This window comes from Pseudomonas sp. 67(2021), assembly GCF_017491835.1.
In the GTDB taxonomy this organism is placed as follows: Bacteria; Pseudomonadota; Gammaproteobacteria; order Pseudomonadales; family Pseudomonadaceae; genus Aquipseudomonas; species Aquipseudomonas atacamensis.
In genome coordinates, this window is sequence record NZ_JAFGYL010000003.1 from 279,647 (window position 1) to 301,122 (window position 21,476).

General features: G+C 57.7%; 18 protein-coding genes. 3 read left to right on the forward strand and 15 right to left on the reverse strand.

Features of this window, described 5'->3' with window-relative positions:
• Positions 1-28: 28 nt before the first annotated feature.
• The 3 genes from htpG to J5M66_RS06875 form a co-directional block, all read right to left on the reverse strand.
• Positions 29-1,933, reverse strand: coding sequence for a molecular chaperone HtpG (gene htpG, locus J5M66_RS06865; RefSeq protein ID WP_038861952.1), 1,905 nt, complete (start codon positions 1,931-1,933; stop codon positions 29-31).
• An 82-nt stretch (positions 1,934-2,015) separates the two neighbouring features.
• Positions 2,016-2,468 (reverse strand): PaaI family thioesterase, encoded by a 453-nt coding sequence (locus tag J5M66_RS06870; protein WP_071171477.1) that lies wholly within the window; start codon positions 2,466-2,468, stop codon positions 2,016-2,018.
• Entirely contained in the window at positions 2,465-2,941 is a 477-nt protein-coding gene (locus J5M66_RS06875) for a PaaI family thioesterase (protein WP_024012154.1), read from the reverse strand. The genes J5M66_RS06870 and J5M66_RS06875 overlap by 4 nt, the downstream gene beginning before the upstream one ends.
• A 158-nt stretch (positions 2,942-3,099) precedes the next feature.
• Here J5M66_RS06875 and J5M66_RS06880 point away from each other — a divergent pair, with 158 nt between their 5' ends.
• Positions 3,100-3,336, forward strand: a complete 237-nt coding sequence (locus tag J5M66_RS06880) for a hypothetical protein (RefSeq protein ID WP_007959016.1) — start codon at positions 3,100-3,102, stop codon at positions 3,334-3,336.
• 61 nt (positions 3,337-3,397) lie between these two features.
• Here J5M66_RS06880 and J5M66_RS06885 read toward each other — a convergent pair whose 3' ends face one another.
• A complete protein-coding gene (locus J5M66_RS06885) occupies positions 3,398-3,799 on the reverse strand; it encodes an MAPEG family protein (protein WP_016773683.1) in 402 nt (133 codons plus the stop codon).
• Positions 3,799-4,536, reverse strand: a complete 738-nt coding sequence (locus J5M66_RS06890) for a DUF599 family protein (RefSeq protein WP_016773682.1) — start codon at positions 4,534-4,536, stop codon at positions 3,799-3,801. Before J5M66_RS06890 ends, J5M66_RS06885 begins: the two co-directional genes overlap by 1 nt.
• Before the next feature lie 232 nt (positions 4,537-4,768).
• On the opposite strand from J5M66_RS06890, the gene J5M66_RS06895 reads away from it, so the two are divergent.
• Positions 4,769-5,995, forward strand: coding sequence for a hypothetical protein (locus J5M66_RS06895; RefSeq protein ID WP_207807442.1), 1,227 nt, complete (start codon positions 4,769-4,771; stop codon positions 5,993-5,995).
• 96 nt (positions 5,996-6,091) lie between these two features.
• On the opposite strand, the gene brnQ is transcribed toward J5M66_RS06895, so the two are convergent.
• The 10 genes from brnQ to sdhC all read right to left on the reverse strand — a co-directional run bounded on the left by brnQ (position 6,092) and on the right by sdhC (position 19,127).
• A complete protein-coding gene (gene brnQ, locus J5M66_RS06900) occupies positions 6,092-7,405 on the reverse strand; it encodes a branched-chain amino acid transport system II carrier protein (protein WP_207807443.1) in 1,314 nt (437 codons plus the stop codon).
• A gap of 361 nt (positions 7,406-7,766) precedes the next feature.
• Positions 7,767-8,651: a succinate--CoA ligase subunit alpha gene (sucD, locus tag J5M66_RS06905; protein WP_016773680.1), complete on the reverse strand. Its 885-nt coding sequence runs from the start codon at positions 8,649-8,651 to the stop codon at positions 7,767-7,769.
• Complete coding sequence (sucC, locus tag J5M66_RS06910; RefSeq protein WP_016773679.1) at positions 8,651-9,817, reverse strand: ADP-forming succinate--CoA ligase subunit beta; 1,167 nt, start codon at positions 9,815-9,817, stop codon at positions 8,651-8,653. Before sucC ends, sucD begins: the two co-directional genes overlap by 1 nt.
• 182 nt (positions 9,818-9,999) lie before the next feature.
• Complete coding sequence (gene lpdA, locus J5M66_RS06915; RefSeq protein ID WP_016773678.1) at positions 10,000-11,436, reverse strand: dihydrolipoyl dehydrogenase; 1,437 nt, start codon at positions 11,434-11,436, stop codon at positions 10,000-10,002.
• Positions 11,437-11,544: 108 nt separating this feature from the next.
• Positions 11,545-12,771 (reverse strand): 2-oxoglutarate dehydrogenase complex dihydrolipoyllysine-residue succinyltransferase, encoded by a 1,227-nt coding sequence (gene odhB, locus J5M66_RS06920; RefSeq protein ID WP_125927004.1) that lies wholly within the window; start codon positions 12,769-12,771, stop codon positions 11,545-11,547.
• A gap of 44 nt (positions 12,772-12,815) precedes the next feature.
• A complete protein-coding gene (locus tag J5M66_RS06925; protein WP_041479560.1) occupies positions 12,816-15,647 on the reverse strand; it encodes a 2-oxoglutarate dehydrogenase E1 component in 2,832 nt (943 codons plus the stop codon).
• A gap of 251 nt (positions 15,648-15,898) precedes the next feature.
• On the reverse strand, positions 15,899-16,603 hold the full coding sequence (locus J5M66_RS06930) for a succinate dehydrogenase iron-sulfur subunit (RefSeq protein WP_016773675.1): 705 nt from the start codon (positions 16,601-16,603) through the stop codon (positions 15,899-15,901).
• An 11-nt stretch (positions 16,604-16,614) separates the two neighbouring features.
• A complete protein-coding gene (gene sdhA / locus J5M66_RS06935; protein WP_024012149.1) occupies positions 16,615-18,387 on the reverse strand; it encodes a succinate dehydrogenase flavoprotein subunit in 1,773 nt (590 codons plus the stop codon).
• Positions 18,388-18,390: 3 nt separating this feature from the next.
• Entirely contained in the window at positions 18,391-18,759 is a 369-nt protein-coding gene (gene sdhD, locus J5M66_RS06940; protein ID WP_008049683.1) for a succinate dehydrogenase, hydrophobic membrane anchor protein, read from the reverse strand.
• Complete coding sequence (gene sdhC, locus J5M66_RS06945) at positions 18,753-19,127, reverse strand: succinate dehydrogenase, cytochrome b556 subunit (protein WP_016773673.1); 375 nt, start codon at positions 19,125-19,127, stop codon at positions 18,753-18,755. Before sdhC ends, sdhD begins: the two co-directional genes overlap by 7 nt.
• 363 nt (positions 19,128-19,490) lie before the next feature.
• Here sdhC and gltA point away from each other — a divergent pair, with 363 nt between their 5' ends.
• Positions 19,491-20,780, forward strand: a complete 1,290-nt coding sequence (gltA, locus tag J5M66_RS06950) for a citrate synthase (protein WP_003222994.1) — start codon at positions 19,491-19,493, stop codon at positions 20,778-20,780.
• Positions 20,781-21,476: the final 696 nt, after the last annotated feature.

A 21,476-nucleotide genomic window follows, 5' to 3' on the forward strand; every position in this document is an offset into this window, starting at 1 on the left:
GCCGAAGCGGGTTTTTCCTACAACGTGATCAAACCGACAGTTCAACCAGCAGCTTGTTCAGCCGGCGCACGTAAGCGGCCGGATCCTTCAAGCTGTCGCCAGCCGCCAGGGCAGCCTGATCGAAGAGGATGTGCGACAGGTCGCCAAAACGCTCTTCGCTCTGCTCGCCATCGAGTTTCTCGATCAGCGGGTGGCTCGGGTTGAATTCGAAGATCGGCTTCGAATCCGGGACTTTCTGCCCGCTGGCTTCGAGGATCTGGCGCATTTGCAGGCCCAGGTCCTGTTCGCCGATGGCCAGAATGGCCGGCGAATCGGTCAGACGATGGGATACGCGGACTTCAGCCACGGAATCACCCAGCGCAGTTTTCAGACGCTCGACCAGGCCTTCTTTGGACTTGGCAACTTCTTCTGCGGCTTTCTTGTCCTCTTCCGAGTCCAGATTGCCCAGATCGAGGTCACCGCGCGCCACGTCGACAAACGTCTTGCCGTCGAATTCGCTGAGGTAGCTCATCAGCCACTCGTCGATGCGATCGGTCAGCAGCAGCACTTCGATGCCTTTCTTGCGGAAGACTTCCAGGTGCGGGCTGTTCTTGACCTGCGCGTAGGTTTCACCTGTGAGGTAGTAGATCTTGTCCTGACCTTCCTTGGCGCGGGCCAGGTAGTCAGCCAGACCGACAACCTGCTCGCCGTCGTCGCCCTGGGTCGATGCGAAACGCAGCAGACCGGCAATTTTCTCTTTGTTGGCGAAGTCTTCTGCCGGGCCTTCTTTCATGACCTGACCGAAGTTTTTCCAGAAGCCTTTGTATTGCTCAGGCTCGTTCTTCGCCAGTTTTTCCAGCATGTCGAGCACACGCTTGGTCAGCGCGGTTTTCATCGAATCGATGATCGGGTCTTTCTGCAGGATCTCACGCGACACGTTCAGCGACAGGTCGTTGGAATCGACCACGCCTTTGATGAAGCGCAGGTACAGCGGCAGGAACGACTCGGCCTGATCCATCACAAACACACGCTGCACGTACAGCTTCAGGCCTTTCGGCGCTTCACGCTGGTACAGGTCGAACGGTGCGCGGGCCGGCACGTACAGCAGCGAGCTGTACTCGAGCTTGCCCTCAACCTTGTTGTGGCTCCACGACAGCGGATTTTCGAAGTCGTGAGCGATGTGTTTGTAGAACTCCTGGTATTCCTCGTCTTTGACTTCAGTGCGCGGACGGGTCCACAGGGCGCTGGCACGGTTGACGGTTTCCCATTCAACGGCTGGAGCCTCTTCGCCTTCGGCCGCAGTGACTTCCTTCGGCAGTTCGATCGGCAAAGCGATGTGGTCGGAGTACTTCTTGATGATGTTGCGCAGACGCCAGCCATCAGCGAATTCGTCTTCGCCGGATTTCAGGTGCAGGACGATGCGGGTGCCGCGCTCTGGCTTGTCGATGGTGGCGACTTCGAACTCGCCCTCGCCTTTCGACGACCAGTGCACGCCTTCGCTGGCGGCAGTGCCGGCGCGACGGCTGTAAACATCAACCTTGTCGGCAACGATGAAGGCCGAGTAGAAGCCGACACCGAACTGGCCGATGAGGTGCGAATCTTTCTTCTGATCGCCGGACAGGTTTTTCATGAAGTCGGCGGTGCCGGATTTGGCGATGGTCCCCAGGTGGGTGATCACATCGTCACGGTTCATGCCGATACCGTTGTCTTCGAGGGTGACGGTCTTGGCGTCCTTGTCGAAGCTCACACGGATTTTCAGGTCAGCGCCACCTTCGAGCAACTCAGGCTTGGCCAGGGCTTCGAAGCGCAGCTTGTCGACAGCGTCAGAGGCGTTCGAGATCAATTCGCGAAGGAAAATTTCCTTATTCGAATACAGCGAATGGATCATGAGGTGCAGCAGCTGCTTTACCTCGGTCTGGAAGCCCAGGGTTTCCTTTTGAGTTTCCACACTCATGGTCATCAAACTCCAATCAGATGGCAGTGGCCGCGACCCGAAATGGTCTGCGGCGGGTTGTCATCTGAGTTGGGGGCGCTGTTCAGGATTTCAAGGGCTCATCAATTTTGAAGTGCGCGCGGGCGGTGGCGATCGGTTCGGCCTCGGTACTCTGCCAGGCAGTGACCGCTACGTTAGCGACGCGACGGCCCTGGCGGCAGACCTGACACCTGGCCCAGGTGTCGCGAAACTGCCCGGCGCGCAGGTAATCGAGGGAAAAATCGATGATCTTCGGCACACCCGGCGTGCCGGTGAAAATCAGCAAATGCAGGGCGGCGGCCAGCTCCATGAACCCGGCAATCACGCCACCATGGATCGCCGGCAATAAAGGGTTACCAATGTTGTCCTTGTTCGCCGGCAGCTTGAACAGCAACTCATCGCCGACTCGCGAGCATTCGATACCGATCAGCCCGGCATAAGGAATCAACGCCAGCAGCGGCGTGTAATCGCCCTGTGCATGGGCCTGTTGCAGCTGCTCCCTGAGTTCGTTGCTCATTGGCTCGCTCCCTTGATCGCGCCCGCGAAACCCTTGCTGCCCTTCAGACCGATGCCCATGCGCATGAATGTGCCGACGACGTGGGCAATCGGTTGCTCGGGATCGTCCTGGTAAGCAAAACCACGGGCAAAGATCACGTCGGTGGTGACGCGATAGCACTGGGCAAAACCGTACACGGCTTTGTTCGGTTCAGCGGCGTGCATGTAGTCGATGCGCAGATCGAGGGTCGGACAGACTTCGAACTCTGGCAGCACGCACAGGGTCGACATGCCGCATGCAGTGTCCATCAATGAAGTGATGGCACCGCCGTGGATGACTCCGGTTTCGGGATTGCCGACGATTTTTTCGCTGTACGGCAGGATCACCGTCAGCCCTTCGCTGGACGCACTGTGCACTTGCAGACCCAAGACCTGACAGTGACGCAATGCCGATAAAAAGCGCGTCGCGCGCTCAAAAACGGGGTTTTCGGCCATGTGATAATTACTCGCGTTTGGGCCTTGTGCCAGTAGTGAGAAAAGCGGCAAAAGTTCCGTGATAAAACAAACTTATATATCTGAAACAATTGAGGAACTTAACCCGTAGCGCCGAGTTCTTAAGGCCAGTAGTTATTTTCCATAAGGAGATACACCCCATGCGTAAGACTTTAGCTATTGCCTTGATGTTGACCGCTTCCCTCGGTCTCGCTGCCTGCGATAAAAAATCCGAGGACAAAGCTCAAGATGCCAACCAACATGCTGAGCAAGCTCAGCAAGACATGAACAAAGCTCAGGATAAAGTGAACGACGCAGCAAAAGAAAACGCCGAAGCTGCCAAAGCTCAGGCTGAATCGAACGCCGCTGCTCAAGAAGAAGCCGCCAAAAAGCAATAAGCTTTCTGGTGTGAAAGAAAACCCGCTAAGTGCGGGTTTTCTTTTGCCTGCGATTTACCGATTAGAGCAACACGGTTCTAAAAGTCGGACTAATCATCAGCAACAGCGAACAGATGAAGCCAACTAGCCACATCAGGCTGCGCAACTTCGCCAGATCGGCCAGATAGAACCACAGATAGAACACTCGCGAGATCACGAAGATGATCGCCAGCGCATCGATCAGCCAACCCGCGGTTTGCGTGGTGTGCGCCATCAGCACACCGACCGCGAACAGAATGAAGGCTTCGATGCTGTTCTGATGGGCCGCCAGCGCCCTCGCACCGAAGCCGGTCAACTGCGCCTGCTGCTGCCGAGGCAAGTGATTGTCATACCCGCCCTGCTCTTTCATGGCCTTGGCCACCGGCATGCGCGCCACGTAGATCAATAAAGCACTGATAAACACACACCAGAACGGAATACTCATCAAACAGCCTCTTTGTTCGCCTCAGGGACGGGCGCCTCTGTAGGGGTATAGACCATGACATCGAGAACGTCGGAATGAAACTCGCGGCGATACAACACCACCACCACGCCCGCGCTCATGATCATGAACAGCCACGGGCTGACGAACCACGCCAGCATGCTCATGCCGAAGTAATAAGAGCGCAGGCCGAAGTTGAACTGGTTGGCCGCCATCGAAATCACTCGCGCCGCCCGTGAAGCGAAGGCCTTGCGTTCCTGCTCGGTCACTTGGCGCTCGCCGATCATCGGCGCTGAACCGACCAGAATCGCCGCGAAGTTGTATTGGCGCATGCACCAGCTGAAAGTAAAGAACGCATAGACGAACACCAGTGCCAGGCACAGCAACTTGATCTCCGACATGCCTTGCGAGGCCTGTTGCACCATCGGAATATCCGCCAACAACGACACAGCTCGGTCGGACGCACCGAGCACGGTGAGAATACCGGCGAGGATGATCAGCGTGCTGGATGCGAAGAACGAGGCGTTGCGCTCCAGATTGCCGATCACGCTGGCATCGGCGATGCGGTTGTCACGCAGCAGCATGCGGCGCATCCAGTCTTCGCGGTAAAGGTGCAACACGCTGGCCAGACACGCCGTATCACGGGCCTTCCAGGTGGCATAACGGGTGTAACCGCCCCAGCAGACGACAAACCAGACGGCGGCGAGCAAGTGGATCAGATTGGCTTGGATGAACGACATTCGTTGTCCTGAGCAAGAGGAATGATGGAGGGAACCCTTCGTTTCGACGTGTTGGCTCGTAAAAAGACACGCTCATTGAAGAGTCAAATACATTCAAAAATAGACCGCAGCTATCAGCTTTCAAGGCTTATACCTGTCAACTCTGACAGTAGCGCCGAGGGTATGGCGAGGCATAAGGTCGTTTTCTCAAACGGGAACACTGACCGCTCCCCTATCAGACAAGGATTTGAGCATGACACCTTTGAACGCTGCGCTGCCCATTGACACAACGTTTGGCAACCGGGGGTACGCCGAGTCATTTGCTGCGGGAAGCCACGCTTTGAACATCGCAGGCTTGCGCCCGGATGGAAAGATCCTTCTCGTGGGACAAACTTTTGTAGAGGGCAAGGTCAGTTATCATTTGGCGCAATTACTGGCAGACGGTACTAACGATACTGGCTTCAACGAAAACGGTTTGATCGTAGGTACGTTTACAGGTTCGGGACAAGCCAGCGGCACTGGCGCCTGTCTTTATAAAGACGGTAAGGCGCTGCTTTTTGGGTATCAATATGATGAGGACCAAGGAACTCGATTCGCGCTTGCCAGATTCTTCGCTGATGGTCAAAGAGATCGCGATTTCGGTCCCGATGGGACGGTTTACGTCCCTTTCCTGCCACAGTCCGAATCGCAATTGCCAAAACCGGAAGCTTCCATCAAGTCGCAATCCAGAACCAGGTTAGTACTGACTGCTGATGAAAAAATACTCGTCGGTCAAAGCGACCGACTGTTCAGACTTGATCAGAAAGGAGATTTCGATACCGCTTTCAACAACAAAGGCTGGCTGGATCTTGCAATGGGCATTGCTTCGATTTCAGTGGCAGAGGATGGAGTAATCACAGTCGCAGGTTCGAGGGCTGGAGAAGGAAAGATTGTGCGCCTGAACGTCGATGGAACACCTAAAGACTTCGGCGATGATGGCACCGGGACCGTCTACATTCCATCGGATTACCCGGCCAGCGTACGAAGCCTGATGTTACGTGCTGACGGCAGCTTCTTTGTTGCTGGCCAGGTCGACACATCTCCTGACGACGTTTGGGGTAAAGGACGCAAAGCAATGATGGCCGCGTACAACCCGAACGGTAGGCCAAATCTCGCATTCAATCAGGGTAAGCCTGTTGTCACTGATCTTGGATTAACCGACGGTTGCACTTTGTTCGATCTAAGTGGGGAGCCTGAGGATGGCTTGGTTGTGGTGGGGAGTACAGGGCAAATAACCAAGGAGCAAATGCTTGCCTGCCGCTATCTGGCAACGGGGGAACTGGACACAACCTTTGGAGATGGCAAGGGATACGTAACTCACTCTATGGGGCCCGGTATGCAATGGATCTCGGTGGCAGTGCAGCCCGACAAGCGAATACTCCTGAGCCGTGACAGCGACAACGTCAATGTGGGAGCTCTGGTCGTACGTTATCTGGGCTGAGGATTATCAGCTCTGATAAAAAATGCCCCGTATCGATTGATACGGGGCATTTCTGTTTAACCGGGGCTGACCCACTTGTGGCGGGTCCGAACCACGTCAGGCAGTGACTTCGCTGCGCTTGCCCAGCAGACGATCGCAGACCACTGCGACCACCAGGGTCATCACGCACGGCACCAGCCACGCCAGACCCTGCTCGCTCAGCGGCAGTTGGGTCAGCTGAGTTGGCATCCAGTCGGCCAGACCAGCGCCTTTCAGGGCGTCGATGGTGCCGAAAACGAAGGAAACCAACATCACCGGGCCAAGAATGCGCCCGTGCTCATGCCAGAAATCCTTGCAGAAGCTCAGTGCGACCAGAACGATGCACGGCGGGTAGATCGCGGTGAGTACCGGAATCGAGAAAGCAATCAGCTTGGTCAGACCAAGGTTGGAGACCAGCAGCGAGAACGCCGCGAGGATAATCACCAGCGTCTTGTAGGACAGTGGCAGCACACGGCTGAAGTATTCAGCGCAGGCACAGGTCAGGCCAACCGCCGTGACCAGACACGCCAGCGAGATCAGCACCGCAAGGAAACCACTGCCCAGCGAACCGAAGGTGTGCTGCACGTAAGCATGCAACACCGCCGCGCCGTTGGTGGCGCCGACCGCGACTTCATGGCTGCCGGACCCGAGGCGGAACAGGCTGACGTAGACCAGTGCCAGACCGACGCCGGCAATCAGCCCGGCGATGATCGCGTAACGGGTGATCAGCGCCGGCGACTCGACGCCACGGGAGCGGATCGCGTTGACGATAACGATGCCGAATACCAGTGCGCCGAGGGTATCCATGGTCAGGTAACCATTGATGAAGCCTTGGGAAAACGGTGCCGCCACATACTCTGGAGTGCCGTGACCGATGTCACCCGCCGGCAAGGCGAACGCGGCGACGCCCAGTACTGCCAGCGCAATGATTTTCAGCGGCGCGAGGAAGCGGCCCACGGTATCCAGCAAACGCCCAGGGTAGAGCGAAATGAAGAACACCAGCAGGAAGTACACCGAGCTGTAGAGGAACAGCGCCAGCGGGCTCTCGCCGGTCAACGGCGCCAGACCCACTTCGAAGGAAACGGTCGCGGTACGCGGAGTGGCGAACAGCGGACCCACAGCCAGATAGCATGCCGCCGCGAGGATACCGCCGGCGATCTTGCCGATCGGGCTGCTCAGCGCATCCATCGCGCCGCCGACCTTGGCCAGCGCCACCACAGTGACTACCGGCAAACCTACGGCGGTTATCAGAAAGCCCAGCGCGGCCATCCAGACGTGAGGTCCAGCCTGCAAGCCGACGATCGGCGGGAAAATGATGTTACCGGCCCCGACAAACAGGGCAAACGTCATAAAACCAAGTGCCAGGATGTCCTGACCTTTCAAAACTTTCATTAAGGTAATACCACACTACTGAAATCGGAATTTAGAGGGGGATTGCCCTGTTGGATTAGGGAAATGCTGTCGATCCGTATGGGACTGACCCTTAAAGCGCGTGGCTGCCTTGTGGGCGGCGGACGCAAAAATGGCGGCCAGCCTAACGAATTTGGCTGACAAACGCACTGTTGGAGGGCGAACTATCCGATACGCGACGTTTCCGTGTCGCGTTTACATAAGAAAAGCAGCTGCAAGCTACAAGTTTCAAGCTGCAAGCTTCTATCTTGCAGCTAGCCGCTTGAAGCTTGCCGCTGCTCTGAAACGACAAAGGCCACCCGAAGGTGGCCTTTGCTGCTGGAGCTAAAAAGTCAGCCGAAGCTTACTTCTTCACTTCCCAGCCAGTCAGCTCGGCCAGGGCCTTGCCGATGTCTGCCAGCGAACGCACGGTTTTTACGCCTGCGTCTTGCAGCGCAGCGAATTTCTCGTCTGCAGTGCCTTTGCCGCCAGAGATGATTGCGCCAGCATGGCCCATGCGCTTGCCCGGAGGAGCAGTCACACCAGCGATGTAGGAAACAACCGGCTTGGTCACGTTAGCCTTGATGTAGGCAGCCGCTTCTTCTTCAGCCGAACCGCCGATCTCGCCGATCATCACGATCGCTTCGGTCTTCGGGTCTTCCTGGAACAGCTTCAGGATGTCGATGAAGTTCGAACCCGGGATCGGGTCACCGCCGATGCCGACGCAAGTCGACTGACCGAAACCGGCGTCAGTGGTCTGCTTCACAGCTTCGTAGGTCAGGGTGCCGGAACGCGAAACGATACCGACCTTGCCTGGCAAGTGAATGTGACCTGGCATGATGCCGATCTTGCATTCGCCTGGGGTGATCACGCCTGGGCAGTTAGGGCCGATCAGGACTACGCCCAGCTCGTCGCACTTAACTTTGGCGTCCAGCATGTCCAGGGTAGGAATGCCTTCGGTGATGCAGACGATCAGCTTGATGCCGCCGAATGCCGCTTCCAGGATCGAGTCCTTGCAGAACGGAGCCGGAACGTAGATCACGCTGGCGGTAGCGCCGGTGGCAGCTACTGCGTCTTTAACGGTGTTGAACACTGGCAGACCCAGGTGCTCGGTGCCGCCTTTGCCCGGAGTTACGCCGCCAACCATCTTGGTGCCGTATTCGATGGCTTGCTGGGTGTGGAAACTACCTTGCGAACCGGTAATACCCTGGCAGATAACTTTGGTGTCTTTATTGATCAGGACGCTCATTATTTGCCCTCCGCAGCTTTGACAACTTGTTGAGCAGCGTCGGTCAGGCTGGTTGCAGCGATGATGTTCAAACCGCTTTCTGCCAGTACTTTAGCGCCCAGCTCAGCGTTGTTGCCTTCAAGGCGAACAACAACCGGGATTTTCACGCCGACTTCTTTCACAGCGCCGATGATGCCTTCGGCAATCATGTCGCAGCGAACGATGCCGCCGAAGATGTTGACCAGTACTGCCGCGACGTTCTGGTCGGACAGGATGATCTTGAACGCTTCAGTAACGCGTTCCTTGGTAGCGCCACCACCTACGTCGAGGAAGTTGGCTGGCTTGCCGCCATGCAGGTTGACGATGTCCATGGTACCCATGGCCAGACCGGCACCGTTGACCATGCAGCCGATGTTGCCTTCCAGGGCTACGTAGTTCAGTTCGAACTTGGCAGCGTGCGCTTCGCGCGGATCGTCCTGCGACGGATCGTGGAAAGCCTTCAGCTTGGGCTGACGATACATGGCGTTGGCGTCGATGTTGATCTTCGCGTCGAGGCAGTGCAGATCGCCGTCAGCCTTGATCACCAGCGGGTTCACTTCCAGCAGAGCCAGGTCGTGGTCTTTGAACAGCTTGGCCAGACCTACGAAGATCTTGGCGAACTGAGTGACCTGCTTGCCTTCCAGACCCAGCTGGAATGCCAGCTCGCGACCTTGGGATGGCTGAGCGCCAACCAGTGGATCGATAGTGGCCTTGAGAATTTTTTCTGGAGTGTCGTGAGCGATTTTCTCGATGTCCACGCCACCTTCGGTGGAAGCCATGAACACGATGCGACGGCTCGAACGGTCAACGACAGCGCCCAGGTACAGCTCTTTAGCGATATCAGTGCACGATTCAACCAGGATCTTGGTGACTGGCTGGCCATTGGCGTCAGTCTGGTAAGTCACCAGACGCTTGCCCAGCCACTGCTGTGCGAAGGCTTTGGCGTCTTCTTTGCTGCGAACCAGCTTTACGCCGCCCGCTTTACCGCGACCACCGGCGTGAACCTGGGCTTTGACGACCCACTCGTTGCCGCCGATTTTGTCGCAAGCTTCTGCTGCTGCTTCCGGGGTGTCTACTGCGTAACCAGTGGAAACTGGCAGGCCGTATTCAGCGAACAGCTGCTTACCCTGATACTCGTGAAGATTCATGCTTTTTACCGTCTTCGTTAGGTACTGCGCATTCGGCGCTGCGCTCGTTTGAGTGCCGCGCCACCTGTGACTGCTGCTTGCGTAGCTGGGCTACGCAAGACTGCGTCCGGCGGACATTCCGCGGTGAGTCTTGCTCGCAAGGCTCACGACGGGCCGCTACCGCCGTGGTTTCTTATTATGTCTTAACGCTTCTTGCGGTTGGCAATGTGAATGGCACCGCCATTCACTGCCAGAGCAGCTTCGTGCAAGGCTTCGGACAGGGTCGGATGGGAGAAAACCATCATGCCCAAGTCTTCAGCGCTGGTGCCGAATTCCATACCGATCGCGCCCTGCTGAACCAGTTCTGCAGCGCTCGGGCCAATCACGTGCACGCCCAATACGCGGTCGGTCTTGGCATCGGCGATGACCTTGACGAAACCACCGGTATCGTTGGCAGCCATGGCACGGCCGGAAGCGGCGAACGGGAAGGTGCCGACGTTGACTTCAACGCCTTCGGCCTTCAGCGCCTGCTCGGTTTTGCCAACCCACGCGATTTCCGGGTGAGTATAAATAACCGAAGGGATCAAATCATAGTTCATCTGAGCCTTGTGGCCCTTGATGCGCTCGACAACCATGATGCCTTCTTCCGAAGCCTTGTGGGCCAGCATCATGCCGCGAACCACGTCACCGATGGCGAAAACGCCCGGTACAGCTGTGACGCAATGGTCATCGACCGCGATGAAACCGCGCTCGTCGATTTCCACGCCGCAGTCGGCAGACAGCAGATCAGTGGTCACCGGACGGCGACCAACGGCTACGATCAGCTTGTCGAAAGTGATGGTCTGTTCGCCGTTGGCATCGGTGTAGTTGACGACGACTTCTTCGCCGTTGACTTTCGAACCGGTAACACGAGCGCCCAGCTTGATGTCCAGACCCTGTTTGGTCAGGGTTTTCAGCGCTTCCTTGGAAACAGCGGTGTCCGCTGCCATCAGGAAAGTGTCCAGCGCTTCGAGAACAGTCACTTCTGCACCCAGACGCGACCATACCGAACCCAGCTCCAGACCGATCACGCCAGCGCCGATCACGCCCAGACGTTTAGGTACGGACTGGAACTCCAGAGCGCCAGTCGAATCGACGATGACTTTCTGGTCAACCGGAGCCGGTGGAATGTCGATCGGACGCGAACCTGGCGCGAGGATGACGTTTTCCGCTTCGATCACTTCAACCGAACCGTCCGGCTTGGTGACTTCGACTTTCTTGCCGGCCAGCAGCTTGCCGTGGCCCTGGATCGAAGTAACGCCGTTGGCCTTGAACAGGGTCGCAACGCCGCCAGTCAGGTTCTTGACGATGCCAGCCTTGCGGCCAACCATCGCAGCGACGTCCATTTTGACTTCGCCGGTCGAGATACCGTGAACGTTGAAGCTCTCTTTGGCTTCCTTGTATTTCCACGAGCTGTCGAGCAGCGCCTTGGAAGGAATGCAACCCACGTTCAGGCAGGTACCGCCCAGGGCTTGCTTGCCCTCTGCGTCGGTGTACTTCTCGATGCAGGCAGTGGTCAGGCCCAACTGAGCAGCCTTGATGGCCGCTACATAGCCACCAGGGCCGGCACCGATCACTACTACGTCAAATTTCTGCGACATTCAAAAAATCCTCTTTAGCAATAAAGCTACAAGCCGCAAGCTTCAAGCTGCAAGCCCACCCGCTCGCCTTGAGCTTGAGGCTTGTAGCTGAAAGCTTGCAGCTGCTTTTTAGATATCCAGCAACAGACGAGCCGGATCTTCCAGCAGGTTCTTGATGGTCACCAGGAAGGTCACAGCTTCTTTGCCATCGATCAGACGGTGATCGTAGGACAGAGCCAGGTACATCATCGGACGGATCACGACCTGACCGTTGATGGCCATCGGACGCTGGATGATGTTGTGCATGCCCAGGATCGCTGCCTGCGGCGGGTTGACGATCGGCGTCGACATCATCGAACCGAAGGTACCACCGTTGGTGATGGTGAAGGTACCACCGGTCATCTCGTCCATCGACAGTTTGCCGTCTCGGGCTTTCTTGCCAAATGTTGCGATGCCGCCTTCGATTTCAGCCAGGCTCATCAGCTCGGCGTTACGCAGAACCGGTACCACCAGGCCACGGTCGCTGGAAACGGCAACGCCGATGTCCGCATAGCCGTGGTAAACGATGTCGCCGCCGTCGATCGACGCGTTGACAGCCGGGAAGCGTTTCAGCGCTTCGGTGGCCGCTTTCACGAAGAACGACATGAAGCCCAGGCGTACGCCGTTGTGGGATTTCTCGAACAGATCCTTGTACTTCGAACGCAGGGCCATGACTTCGGTCATGTCGACTTCGTTGAACGTGGTCAGCATTGCCATGTTCGACTGGGCTTCAACCAGACGCTTGGCCACGGTGGCACGTACGCGAGTCATCGGTACGCGCTTCTCGATGCGGTCGCCGGCAGCGAACACAGGCGCAGCAGCCGAAGGAGCAGCAGCCTTGGCAGGTGCGGCAGCCGGAGCGGCTTTCTTCGCAGCAACAGCAGCAACCACGTCTTCCTTGGTCACACGACCGCCCTTGCCGGTGCCGGCAACGGAAGCGATGTTGATGCCGTTCTCTTCAGCCAGCTTGCGAGCGGCAGGAGCTGCGATCGGGTCATCTTCGCCATCGGCAGCAGCCGGTGCGGCAGTGGCAGTAGCAGCCGGAGCAGCAGCGGCGGCAGGAGCGGCAGCAGCAGCGCCGCCCTCTTCGATCGAGCCCAGGACCTGGTTCGACAGAACGGTAGCGCCCTCTTCGGCAACGATTGCGCCCAGCACGCCGTCTGCTTCAGCCAACACTTCGAGCACGACTTTGTCGGTTTCGATGTCGACGATCAGGTCGTCACGCTTGACGGCCTCACCTGGTTTCTTGTGCCAGGTGGCAACGGTGCCATCGGCAACCGATTCCGGGAATGACGGGGCTTTGATTTCGATAGCCATTATCTGTGGGTCCTTAAAATTCGGTTTCAGTCAGCGCGAAGGCGTTAAACAGTGAAAGCATCTTGCAGCAGTTTTTCCTGCTGCTCGGCGTGCATCGATGCGTAACCACAAGCTGGCGCAGCCGAAGCCTCACGGCCCGCGTACTCGAGTACGAGAGTCTTGTCGAGGTTGGCGATGCTGCGACGCAAGTGATGCTGGCTGCAGTACCAGGCACCCTGGTTCATCGGCTCTTCCTGACACCAAACGGCGTGTTTGACGTTGGTGTATGGAGCCAGGACTTCTTTCAAGTCGTCCTCAGGGAACGGATACAGCTGCTCGATACGCACGATGGCGATATCTTCGCGGCCTTCGGCACGGCGTTTTTCCAGCAGGTCGTAGTAGACCTTGCCGCTGCACAGAACCACGCGCTCGACCTTTTTCGGGTCCAGTGCGTCGATTTCCGGGATCACGGTCTGGAACGAACCTTCGGCCAGATCTTCCAGCGTCGAGATGGCCAGCTTGTGGCGCAGCAGCGACTTCGGCGTCAGCACGACCAGCGGCTTGCGCAGCGGACGAATCACCTGACGACGCAGCAAGTGGTAGATCTGCGCTGGCGTGGTCGGCATGCACACCTGAATGTTGTGCTCGGCGCACAGCTGCAGGTAACGCTCAAGACGTGCCGAGCTGTGCTCAGGGCCCTGGCCTTCGTAACCGTGTGGCAGCAGCATGGTCAGACCGCAGAGACGGCCCCACTTGTGCTCGCCGCTGGTGATGAACTGGTCGATCACGACCTGAGCACCGTTGGCGAAGTCGCCGAACTGGGCTTCCCAGATCACCAGCGCGTTTGGCGTGGTGGTCGAGTAACCGTATTCGAATGCCAGTACCGCTTCTTCCGAGAGGAACGAGTCGTACAGGTCGAAACGTGGCTGACCGTCGTACAGGTTCTGCAGCGGAATGTAGGTGCCCGCGTCTTTCTGGTTGTGCAACACAGCGTGACGGTGCGAGAACGTACCGCGGCCGATGTCCTGACCAGTCATGCGAATCGGGTGACCTTCGAACGCCAGGGTCGCGTACGCCATGGTTTCGGCGTAACCCCAGTTGATCGGCAGGCCGCCGGCTTGCATCTTCTGACGGTCTTCGTAGATCTTCGCGACCTGACGCTGAACGACGAAGCCTTCCGGAATTTCCAGCAGCTTGGCGGACAGTTCTTGCAAGGTTTTGAGATCGAAACGCGTGTCGTGACGCGCGGTCCAGGCGTGGCCCAAGTATGGACGCCAATCGACGAACAGCTCTTTGTTCGGTTCTTTGACCAGCGATTTCACCACGTGCAGACCGTTGTCCAGCGCGTTGCGGTATTCGTCGACCTTGGCCTGAACGCGTTCAGCGTCGAGCACACCGGCCTGGGTCAGGCGATCAGCGTACAGCTCACGGGTGGTGCGCTGCTTGGTGATCTGCTGATACATCAGTGGCTGGGTGCCGCTTGGCTCGTCGGCCTCGTTGTGGCCGCGACGACGGTAGCAGACCAGATCGATCACCACGTCACGCTTGAACTGCATGCGATAGTCGATGGCCAGCTGGGTCACGAACAGCACGGCTTCCGGATCATCACCATTCACATGGAGGATCGGCGCCTGGATCATCTTGGCAACGTCGGTGGCGTACTCGGTGGAGCGCGAGTCCAGCGGGTTGCTGATGGTGAAACCGACCTGGTTGTTGATCACGATGTGCACGGTACCGCCGGTCTTGAAACCGCGGGTCTGCGACATCTGGAAGGTTTCCATGACCACGCCCTGACCGGCAAATGCCGCGTCACCGTGGATGGAGATCGGCAGTACCTTCTCACCGGTCAGGTCGTTGCGACGGTCCTGACGGGCGCGCACCGAACCTTCGACCACCGGGGAAACGATTTCCAGGTGGGACGGGTTGAACGCCATGGCCAGGTGAACTTCACCGCCGGTGGTCATCACGTTGGACGAGAAGCCCTGGTGGTATTTGACGTCACCGGAACCGAGCTCGACCTTCTTCTTGCCTTCGAACTCGTCGAACAGCTCGCGCGGGTTCTTGCCGAAGGTGTTGACCAGCACGTTCAGACGGCCACGGTGGGCCATGCCGATGACGACTTCCTTGGTGCCGTACGAGCCGGAACGCTGGATCAGTTCGTCGAGCATCGGAATCAGGCTTTCGCCACCTTCCAGACCGAAACGCTTGGTGCCCGGGTATTTGGTACCGAGGTATTTTTCCAGGCCTTCACCGGCAGTCACGCGCTCAAGCAGGTGGCTCTTGATGTCGGCAGAGTACGTCGGACGGCCACGCACGCTTTCCAGACGCTGCTGGAACCACTGGCGCTGCTCGGAATCGGTGATGTGCGTGAATTCAGCGCCGATGGTGCGGCAATATGTCTGCTGCAACGCTTCGTGAATTTCGCGTAGGCTCGCTTCCTCTTTGCCGATGAACAGGTCGCCGGCACGGAAGGTCGTATCAAGATCGGCATTGGTCAAGCCGTAATGATTGATCGACAGGTCTGCAGGTGCAGGACGCTGCCACAGCCCCAGCGGGTCAAGCTGGGCTGCCTGGTGGCCACGCATACGGTAGGCCTGGATCAATCGCAGCACTTCAACTTGCTTCTTCTCGTGCTCACTGCTCACGCTGCCGGCGGAAACCGGTTGGGCGCGGCGCTGGTTCTTTGCCAGCAGCACGAAATGATCGCGAATCGTCGAGTGCGAAACATCAGTGGCAGAGTTGCCGTCGGCTGGCAACTTCTGAAAGTAGGTGCGCCACTCTTCTGGCACAGCGTTAGGGTCGTGCAGGTAGAGCTCATAAAGCTCTTCCACATAGGCAGCGTTTCCACCTGAAAGGTAGGCGCTGTTCCACATGCGCTGCATCACGCTTTCTTGCATGCTTGGTCACCCTCGGTTAGGGGAACACCATCGGTGTCGACACCGAGCAAACTTGCAGAAGTCCGAATGCAGCGACTAAAACAAGCCACCTAGGATCACACTGATAGTCCGGGTACCAGCCCGGATGCCCCTGCTTGTCTCATTTCTTCAAAAGAAGAGCTGCAGCTTATGGCTACGGCTCTGGTTATAGCCATGACGCGGGTTGAAGCCCGCGCCACAGCCTCTACGGTGCAACGGTTACAGCAGCTGAATCACACGCCGCTCGAAAGCAGCATGTTACGGATGTGACCGATGGCCTTAGTCGGGTTCAGGCCTTTCGGACATACGTTGACGCAGTTCATGATGCCCCGGCAGCGGAAAACGCTGAACGGGTCGTCAAGTGAAGCCAGACGCTCGCTGGTCTTGGTGTCACGGCTGTCTGCCAGGAAGCGGTAGGCTTGCAGCAGTGCAGCAGGACCGAGGAACTTGTCCGGGTTCCACCAGAAGGACGGGCAAGAGGTCGAGCAGCAGGCGCACAGGATGCACTCGTACAGACCGTCCAGCTTTTCACGCTCTTCTGGCGACTGCAGACGCTCGATGGCCGGAGCCGGCGTGTCGTTCTGCAGGTAAGGCTTCACCTTCTCGTATTGCTTGTAGAAGATGCTCATATCGACGACCAGGTCACGGATAACCGGCAAACCTGGCAGCGGACGAACGATCAGTTTGTTGCCTTTTACAACGGCAGACAGCGGCGTGATGCAGGCCAGACCGTTCTTGCCGTTGATGTTCATGCCGTCGGAGCCGCAGACGCCTTCACGGCAGGAGCGACGATAGGAGAAACCTTCGTCCTGCTCTTTGATCAGGGCCAGCACGTCCAGCACCATCAGGTCTTTACCACCGGTATCGACCTGGAAATCCTGCATGAACGGCGCAGCGTCCTGATCAGGGTTGTAGCGATAAACACTGACTTGCAACATGGCGGTCACCCTTAATAAGTCCGGACTTTAGGTTCGAAAGTCGGAACAGTCTTCGGCGAGAAGTTCACGGCACGCTTGGTGACGCGCTTGTCACCCGGGAAGTACAGGGTGTGGCACAGCCAGTTTTCGTCATCACGGTCTTCGAAGTCTTCACGGGCGTGAGCGCCGCGAGACTCTTTACGTACTTCGGCCGCGATGGCGGTAGCTTCAGCCACTTCCAGCAGGTTCTGCAGTTCCAGCGCTTCGATACGTGCAGTGTTGAACGCTTGCGACTTGTCGTTGATCTTCACGTTGGCGATACGCTTGCGCAGATCGGCCAGCTGAGCGATGCCCTTCTGCATGTATTCGCCGGTACGGAATACACCGAAGTAGTTCTGCATGCAGCTTTGCAGCTCGCGACGCAGGGTGGCAACGTCTTCACCGTCGGTACGGTTATTCAGCGCGTTCAGACGCGACAGTGCAGCTTCGATGTCGGACTCGGTAGCGTCGTCGTATTCGATGCCATCGGTCAACGCCTTTTCCAGGTGCAGGCCGGCAGCGCGACCGAAGACCACCAGGTCGAGCAGCGAGTTGCCGCCCAGACGGTTCGCACCGTGAACCGATACGCAAGCCACTTCGCCTACCGCGAACAGGCCAGGAATGATCTGGTCCTGACCTTCGGCGTTCTGGGTGATCGCCTGGCCATGAATGTTGGTGGCAACGCCGCCCATCATGTAGTGGCAGGTCGGCACAACCGGAACCGGAGCAACAACCGGGTCAACGTGGGCGAAAGTCTTCGACAGTTCGCAGATGCCTGGCAGACGGCTGTGCAGCACTTCCTCGCCCAGGTGGTCGAGTTTGAGCATTACGTGGTCGCCATTCGGACCGCAACCGTTGCCGGCGATGATTTCCTTGACCATCGAACGGGCAACCACGTCACGACCTGCAAGGTCTTTCGCGTTCGGAGCATAACGCTCCATGAAACGCTCGCCGTGCTTGTTGATCAGGTAACCACCTTCACCACGGCAACCTTCGGTAACCAGTACACCGGCGCCGGCGATGCCGGTCGGGTGGAACTGCCACATTTCGATGTCTTGTACCGGCACGCCAGCACGCAGAGCCATGCCGACGCCGTCACCGGTGTTGATCAGGGCGTTGGTGGTGGACGCGTAGATACGGCCTGCACCGCCAGTGGCCAGAACGGTGGCCTTGGCACGGATGTAGGAGGTTTCGCCGGTTTCGATGCAGATCGCGATCACACCAACGAATTCGCCTTCCTGGTTTTTCACCAGATCAACAGCGTAGTACTCGTTGAGGAACGTGGTGCCGGCTTTCAGGTTACCCTGATAAAGCGTGTGCAGCAGCGCGTGACCGGTACGGTCGGACGCAGCGCAGGTACGTGCAGCCTGACCGCCCTTGCCATAGTCCTTGGACTGGCCACCGAACGGACGCTGGTAGATGCGGCCTTGCTCGGTACGCGAGAACGGCAGACCCATGTGGTCCAGCTCGAAAACAGCGGCCGGGCCTTCCTGACACATGTATTCGATAGCGTCCTGGTCACCGATGTAGTCGGAACCCTTGACGGTATCGTACATGTGCCAGCGCCAGTCATCGTTCGGGTCGGCGGAAGCGATGGCGCACGTGATGCCGCCCTGCGCGGACACAGTGTGCGAACGGGTCGGGAAAACCTTGGTGATCACCGCAGTCTTGTGGCCGCCCTGTGCCAGCTGCAGCGCAGCGCGCATGCCGGCACCGCCACCACCAATAATGATGGCGTCGAAAGAAATCGTTGGAATGTTAGCCATGAATCAGATACCCCAGAGAATCTGCACACCCCAGACGAAGTAAGCGAACATCGCAACGCCGCATACTGCCTGGAAAAGGAAACGTATCGCCGTTGCGGACTTGCCGAACGCCATTGGCGTCAGGTAGTCGGTCGCGATGGTCCACATGCCGACCCAGGCGTGAGCGCCCAGAGCAACAAGGGCCAGCAGGCTGAAAATACGCATTCCGTTGTGAGCGAACAGTTCATGCCACTGGGCATACTCGAGGCCAGGGTTGGCGACGATGTATCCGATCAGAAAGATGAAGTAAGCCGCGAGAACGACCGCAGACACACGCTGTGCCATCCAGTCATAGAGGCCCGAACGCGACAGGTTAGTGACGTTAGTTACCATATCCAGACTCCTGCCAGAACGATTACCACCACGGAAACGGCGATAACGATTTTCGAGCCCAGTTTGCCGCCTTCCAGCGTCTCACCGATGCCCATGTCCATGATCAAGTGGCGCACACCGGCTACCAGGTGATACAGCAGAGCGGACAGGATGCCCCAAATCACTAGCTTGGCTAGCGGACTGGTCAGACACGCTTTCACCTGACCGAAGCCTTCCTCGGAGCTCAGCGACTTGTCCAATGCGTAAAGCATGATGGCAAGGCACACGAAGAGGATGACACCGGAGATACGGTGAAGAATGGACGTGTAAGCAGTGACTGGGAGTTTGATGGTCCTTAGGTCTAGGTTTACAGGTCGTTGGCTTTTCACGGCTTTTTTTTCACACTGAAGAGCCCCTAACAATCAGGGCAAAGTTGTTGGGGAGTGCACTGGTCAGGTAACCACCACCCAGGGATGCGACCCCCAATGAAAGCAAGCCCAAAAGCCCTTGGCGGTCGGTGGCCGAGTATAGACAGTTAGGCTACTAATGACAACGCGTTCACCTACCCCCAATAGCGGATTGCACAAGTTGCATAAAAGGCGTAAATGGCAGGCAATTTCGAGGAAAAAGTCGGCTTAAAGCCTTCTGGAGCAAGACTTTAGGCAAATTGACATTCGAATTTATCTCACTATAGTGGTGCGGGCCCTGCGTGGGGGGTCTGTCTGATGGTTCAAGCATAAATAGGAGGCCACATGGCTGACAAAAAAGCGCAGTTGATCATCGAGGGCGCAGCCCCCGTCGAGCTGCCCATTTTAACCGGCACCGTTGGTCCCGATGTAATCGATGTTCGGGGCCTGACGGCCACGGGCCGCTTCACTTTCGACCCGGGTTTCATGTCGACCGCTTCGTGCGAATCGAAAATTACCTATATCGACGGCGACAACGGCATTCTGTTGCACCGCGGCTACCCGATCGAACAGCTGGCTGAAAAGTCGGACTACCTGGAAACCTGCTACCTGCTGCTCAACGGCGAATTGCCGACCGCAGAACAGAAGGCCCAGTTCGTCAGCACCGTGAAAAACCACACCATGGTTCACGAGCAGCTGAAAACCTTCTTCAACGGTTTCCGTCGCGACGCCCACCCGATGGCCGTCATGTGCGGTGTAGTCGGCGCCCTCTCGGCCTTCTACCACGACTCCCTGGACATCAATAACCCGCAGCATCGCGAAATCTCCGCGATCCGTCTGGTTGCGAAGATGCCGACCCTGGCAGCGATGGTCTACAAGTACTCCATGGGCCAACCCATGATGTACCCGCGCAACGACCTGACGTACGCGGAAAACTTCCTGCACATGATGTTCAACACCCCGTGCGAGATCAAACCGATCAGCCCGGTACTCGCCAAGGCCATGGACCGGATCTTCATCCTCCACGCCGACCACGAGCAGAACGCTTCGACCTCCACCGTGCGTCTGGCCGGTTCTTCGGGTGCCAACCCGTTCGCCTGTATCGCCGCCGGTATCGCCGCACTGTGGGGCCCTGCCCACGGCGGTGCGAACGAAGCCGTGCTGACCATGCTCGACGAGATTGGCGATGTGTCGAACATCGACAAGTTCATCGCCAAGGCCAAGGACAAGAACGATCCGTTCAAGTTGATGGGCTTCGGTCACCGCGTCTACAAGAACCGCGACCCTCGCGCGACTGTCATGAAGCAGACCTGCGACGAAGTGCTGAAGGAACTGGGCATCAACAACGATCCGCAACTCGAACTGGCCATGCGCCTGGAAGAGATCGCGTTGACCGACCCGTACTTCATCGAGCGCTCGCTGTACCCGAACGTCGACTTCTACTCGGGGATCATCCTCAAGGCGATCGGCATTCCAACCAGCATGTTCACGGTGATTTTCGCCCTGGCACGTACTGTCGGCTGGATTTCGCACTGGAAGGAAATGCTCTCGAGCCCGTACAAGATTGGCCGCCCGCGCCAGCTGTACACCGGTTACGAGTCGCGTGACATCACCAAGCTGGAAGATCGCAAATAAGGGTTTTTCTTTTTTTGTGATGGTTTAGTGGTGTGTCAGGAACGGCCTCTTATATAGAGGCCGTTTTTGTTTGTGGTCTCAGCGGCCTTCGGGCCGACTGGTTCTTGGATTCTGAGGGCATATCCGTTGCTGCGGGTGCTGCCGCTGGCGGTTTCGCTCTTACAGCGAGTCACCTTTTTCAGACGCCGGAGTGCCGGCCCAGCAAAAAGGTAACCCAAAAGGCTTTGCCCCGGCGTACGGCCCGCTCGCTAAAGCTCGGGGTACCTTCGTTACGGGACCGATCCGGGCGCAGCGGCTACGGTTTGCTTCGCTGCACCTCCTTCCGCTGTGTACGACTGCGTCGTACGGTCGCTGCGCTCCCACACCCGGATCGATCCCGTAACGAAGCCTGCCGAAGGGGCAAAAGATCAAGAGCCGGATCAAAAGCCACAGCAAAAGCAAAAGCCAGATCAAAAGATCGCAGCCTTCGGCAGCTCCAGTTAGATTGCGTGCTAGCTCAAGACCAGGTCGGCTGTCAGGCCGCCTTCGCGAGCAAGCTCGCTCCCACAGAAAGCAAAGCAGCGCAGCTGCCCGCGGCGAAGCCGCACCACTCAACAATGAGCGCAAGCTCGAGTGCTTTTGATCTTGATCCACCGGCGACGTCGGAAGGCTGAGTGGAGGGATTGATCCGGGGGTGGGAGCGTAGCGACCGTCTGG

Coding starts and splice junctions, on each gene's coding strand:
- htpG (WP_038861952.1), bottom strand. CDS start 1,933: ATGAGTGTGGAAACTCAAAAGGAAACCCTGGGCTTCCAGACCGAGGTA.
- J5M66_RS06870 (WP_071171477.1), bottom strand. CDS start 2,468: ATGAGCAACGAACTCAGGGAGCAGCTGCAACAGGCCCATGCACAGGGC.
- J5M66_RS06875 (WP_024012154.1), bottom strand. CDS start 2,941: ATGGCCGAAAACCCCGTTTTTGAGCGCGCGACGCGCTTTTTATCGGCA.
- J5M66_RS06880 (WP_007959016.1), top strand. CDS start 3,100: ATGCGTAAGACTTTAGCTATTGCCTTGATGTTGACCGCTTCCCTCGGT.
- J5M66_RS06885 (WP_016773683.1), bottom strand. CDS start 3,799: ATGAGTATTCCGTTCTGGTGTGTGTTTATCAGTGCTTTATTGATCTAC.
- J5M66_RS06890 (WP_016773682.1), bottom strand. CDS start 4,536: ATGTCGTTCATCCAAGCCAATCTGATCCACTTGCTCGCCGCCGTCTGG.
- J5M66_RS06895 (WP_207807442.1), top strand. CDS start 4,769: ATGACACCTTTGAACGCTGCGCTGCCCATTGACACAACGTTTGGCAAC.
- brnQ (WP_207807443.1), bottom strand. CDS start 7,405: ATGAAAGTTTTGAAAGGTCAGGACATCCTGGCACTTGGTTTTATGACG.
- sucD (WP_016773680.1), bottom strand. CDS start 8,651: ATGAGCGTCCTGATCAATAAAGACACCAAAGTTATCTGCCAGGGTATT.
- sucC (WP_016773679.1), bottom strand. CDS start 9,817: ATGAATCTTCACGAGTATCAGGGTAAGCAGCTGTTCGCTGAATACGGC.
- lpdA (WP_016773678.1), bottom strand. CDS start 11,436: ATGTCGCAGAAATTTGACGTAGTAGTGATCGGTGCCGGCCCTGGTGGC.
- odhB (WP_125927004.1), bottom strand. CDS start 12,771: ATGGCTATCGAAATCAAAGCCCCGTCATTCCCGGAATCGGTTGCCGAT.
- J5M66_RS06925 (WP_041479560.1), bottom strand. CDS start 15,647: ATGCAAGAAAGCGTGATGCAGCGCATGTGGAACAGCGCCTACCTTTCA.
- J5M66_RS06930 (WP_016773675.1), bottom strand. CDS start 16,603: ATGTTGCAAGTCAGTGTTTATCGCTACAACCCTGATCAGGACGCTGCG.
- sdhA (WP_024012149.1), bottom strand. CDS start 18,387: ATGGCTAACATTCCAACGATTTCTTTCGACGCCATCATTATTGGTGGT.
- sdhD (WP_008049683.1), bottom strand. CDS start 18,759: ATGGTAACTAACGTCACTAACCTGTCGCGTTCGGGCCTCTATGACTGG.
- gltA (WP_003222994.1), top strand. CDS start 19,491: ATGGCTGACAAAAAAGCGCAGTTGATCATCGAGGGCGCAGCCCCCGTC.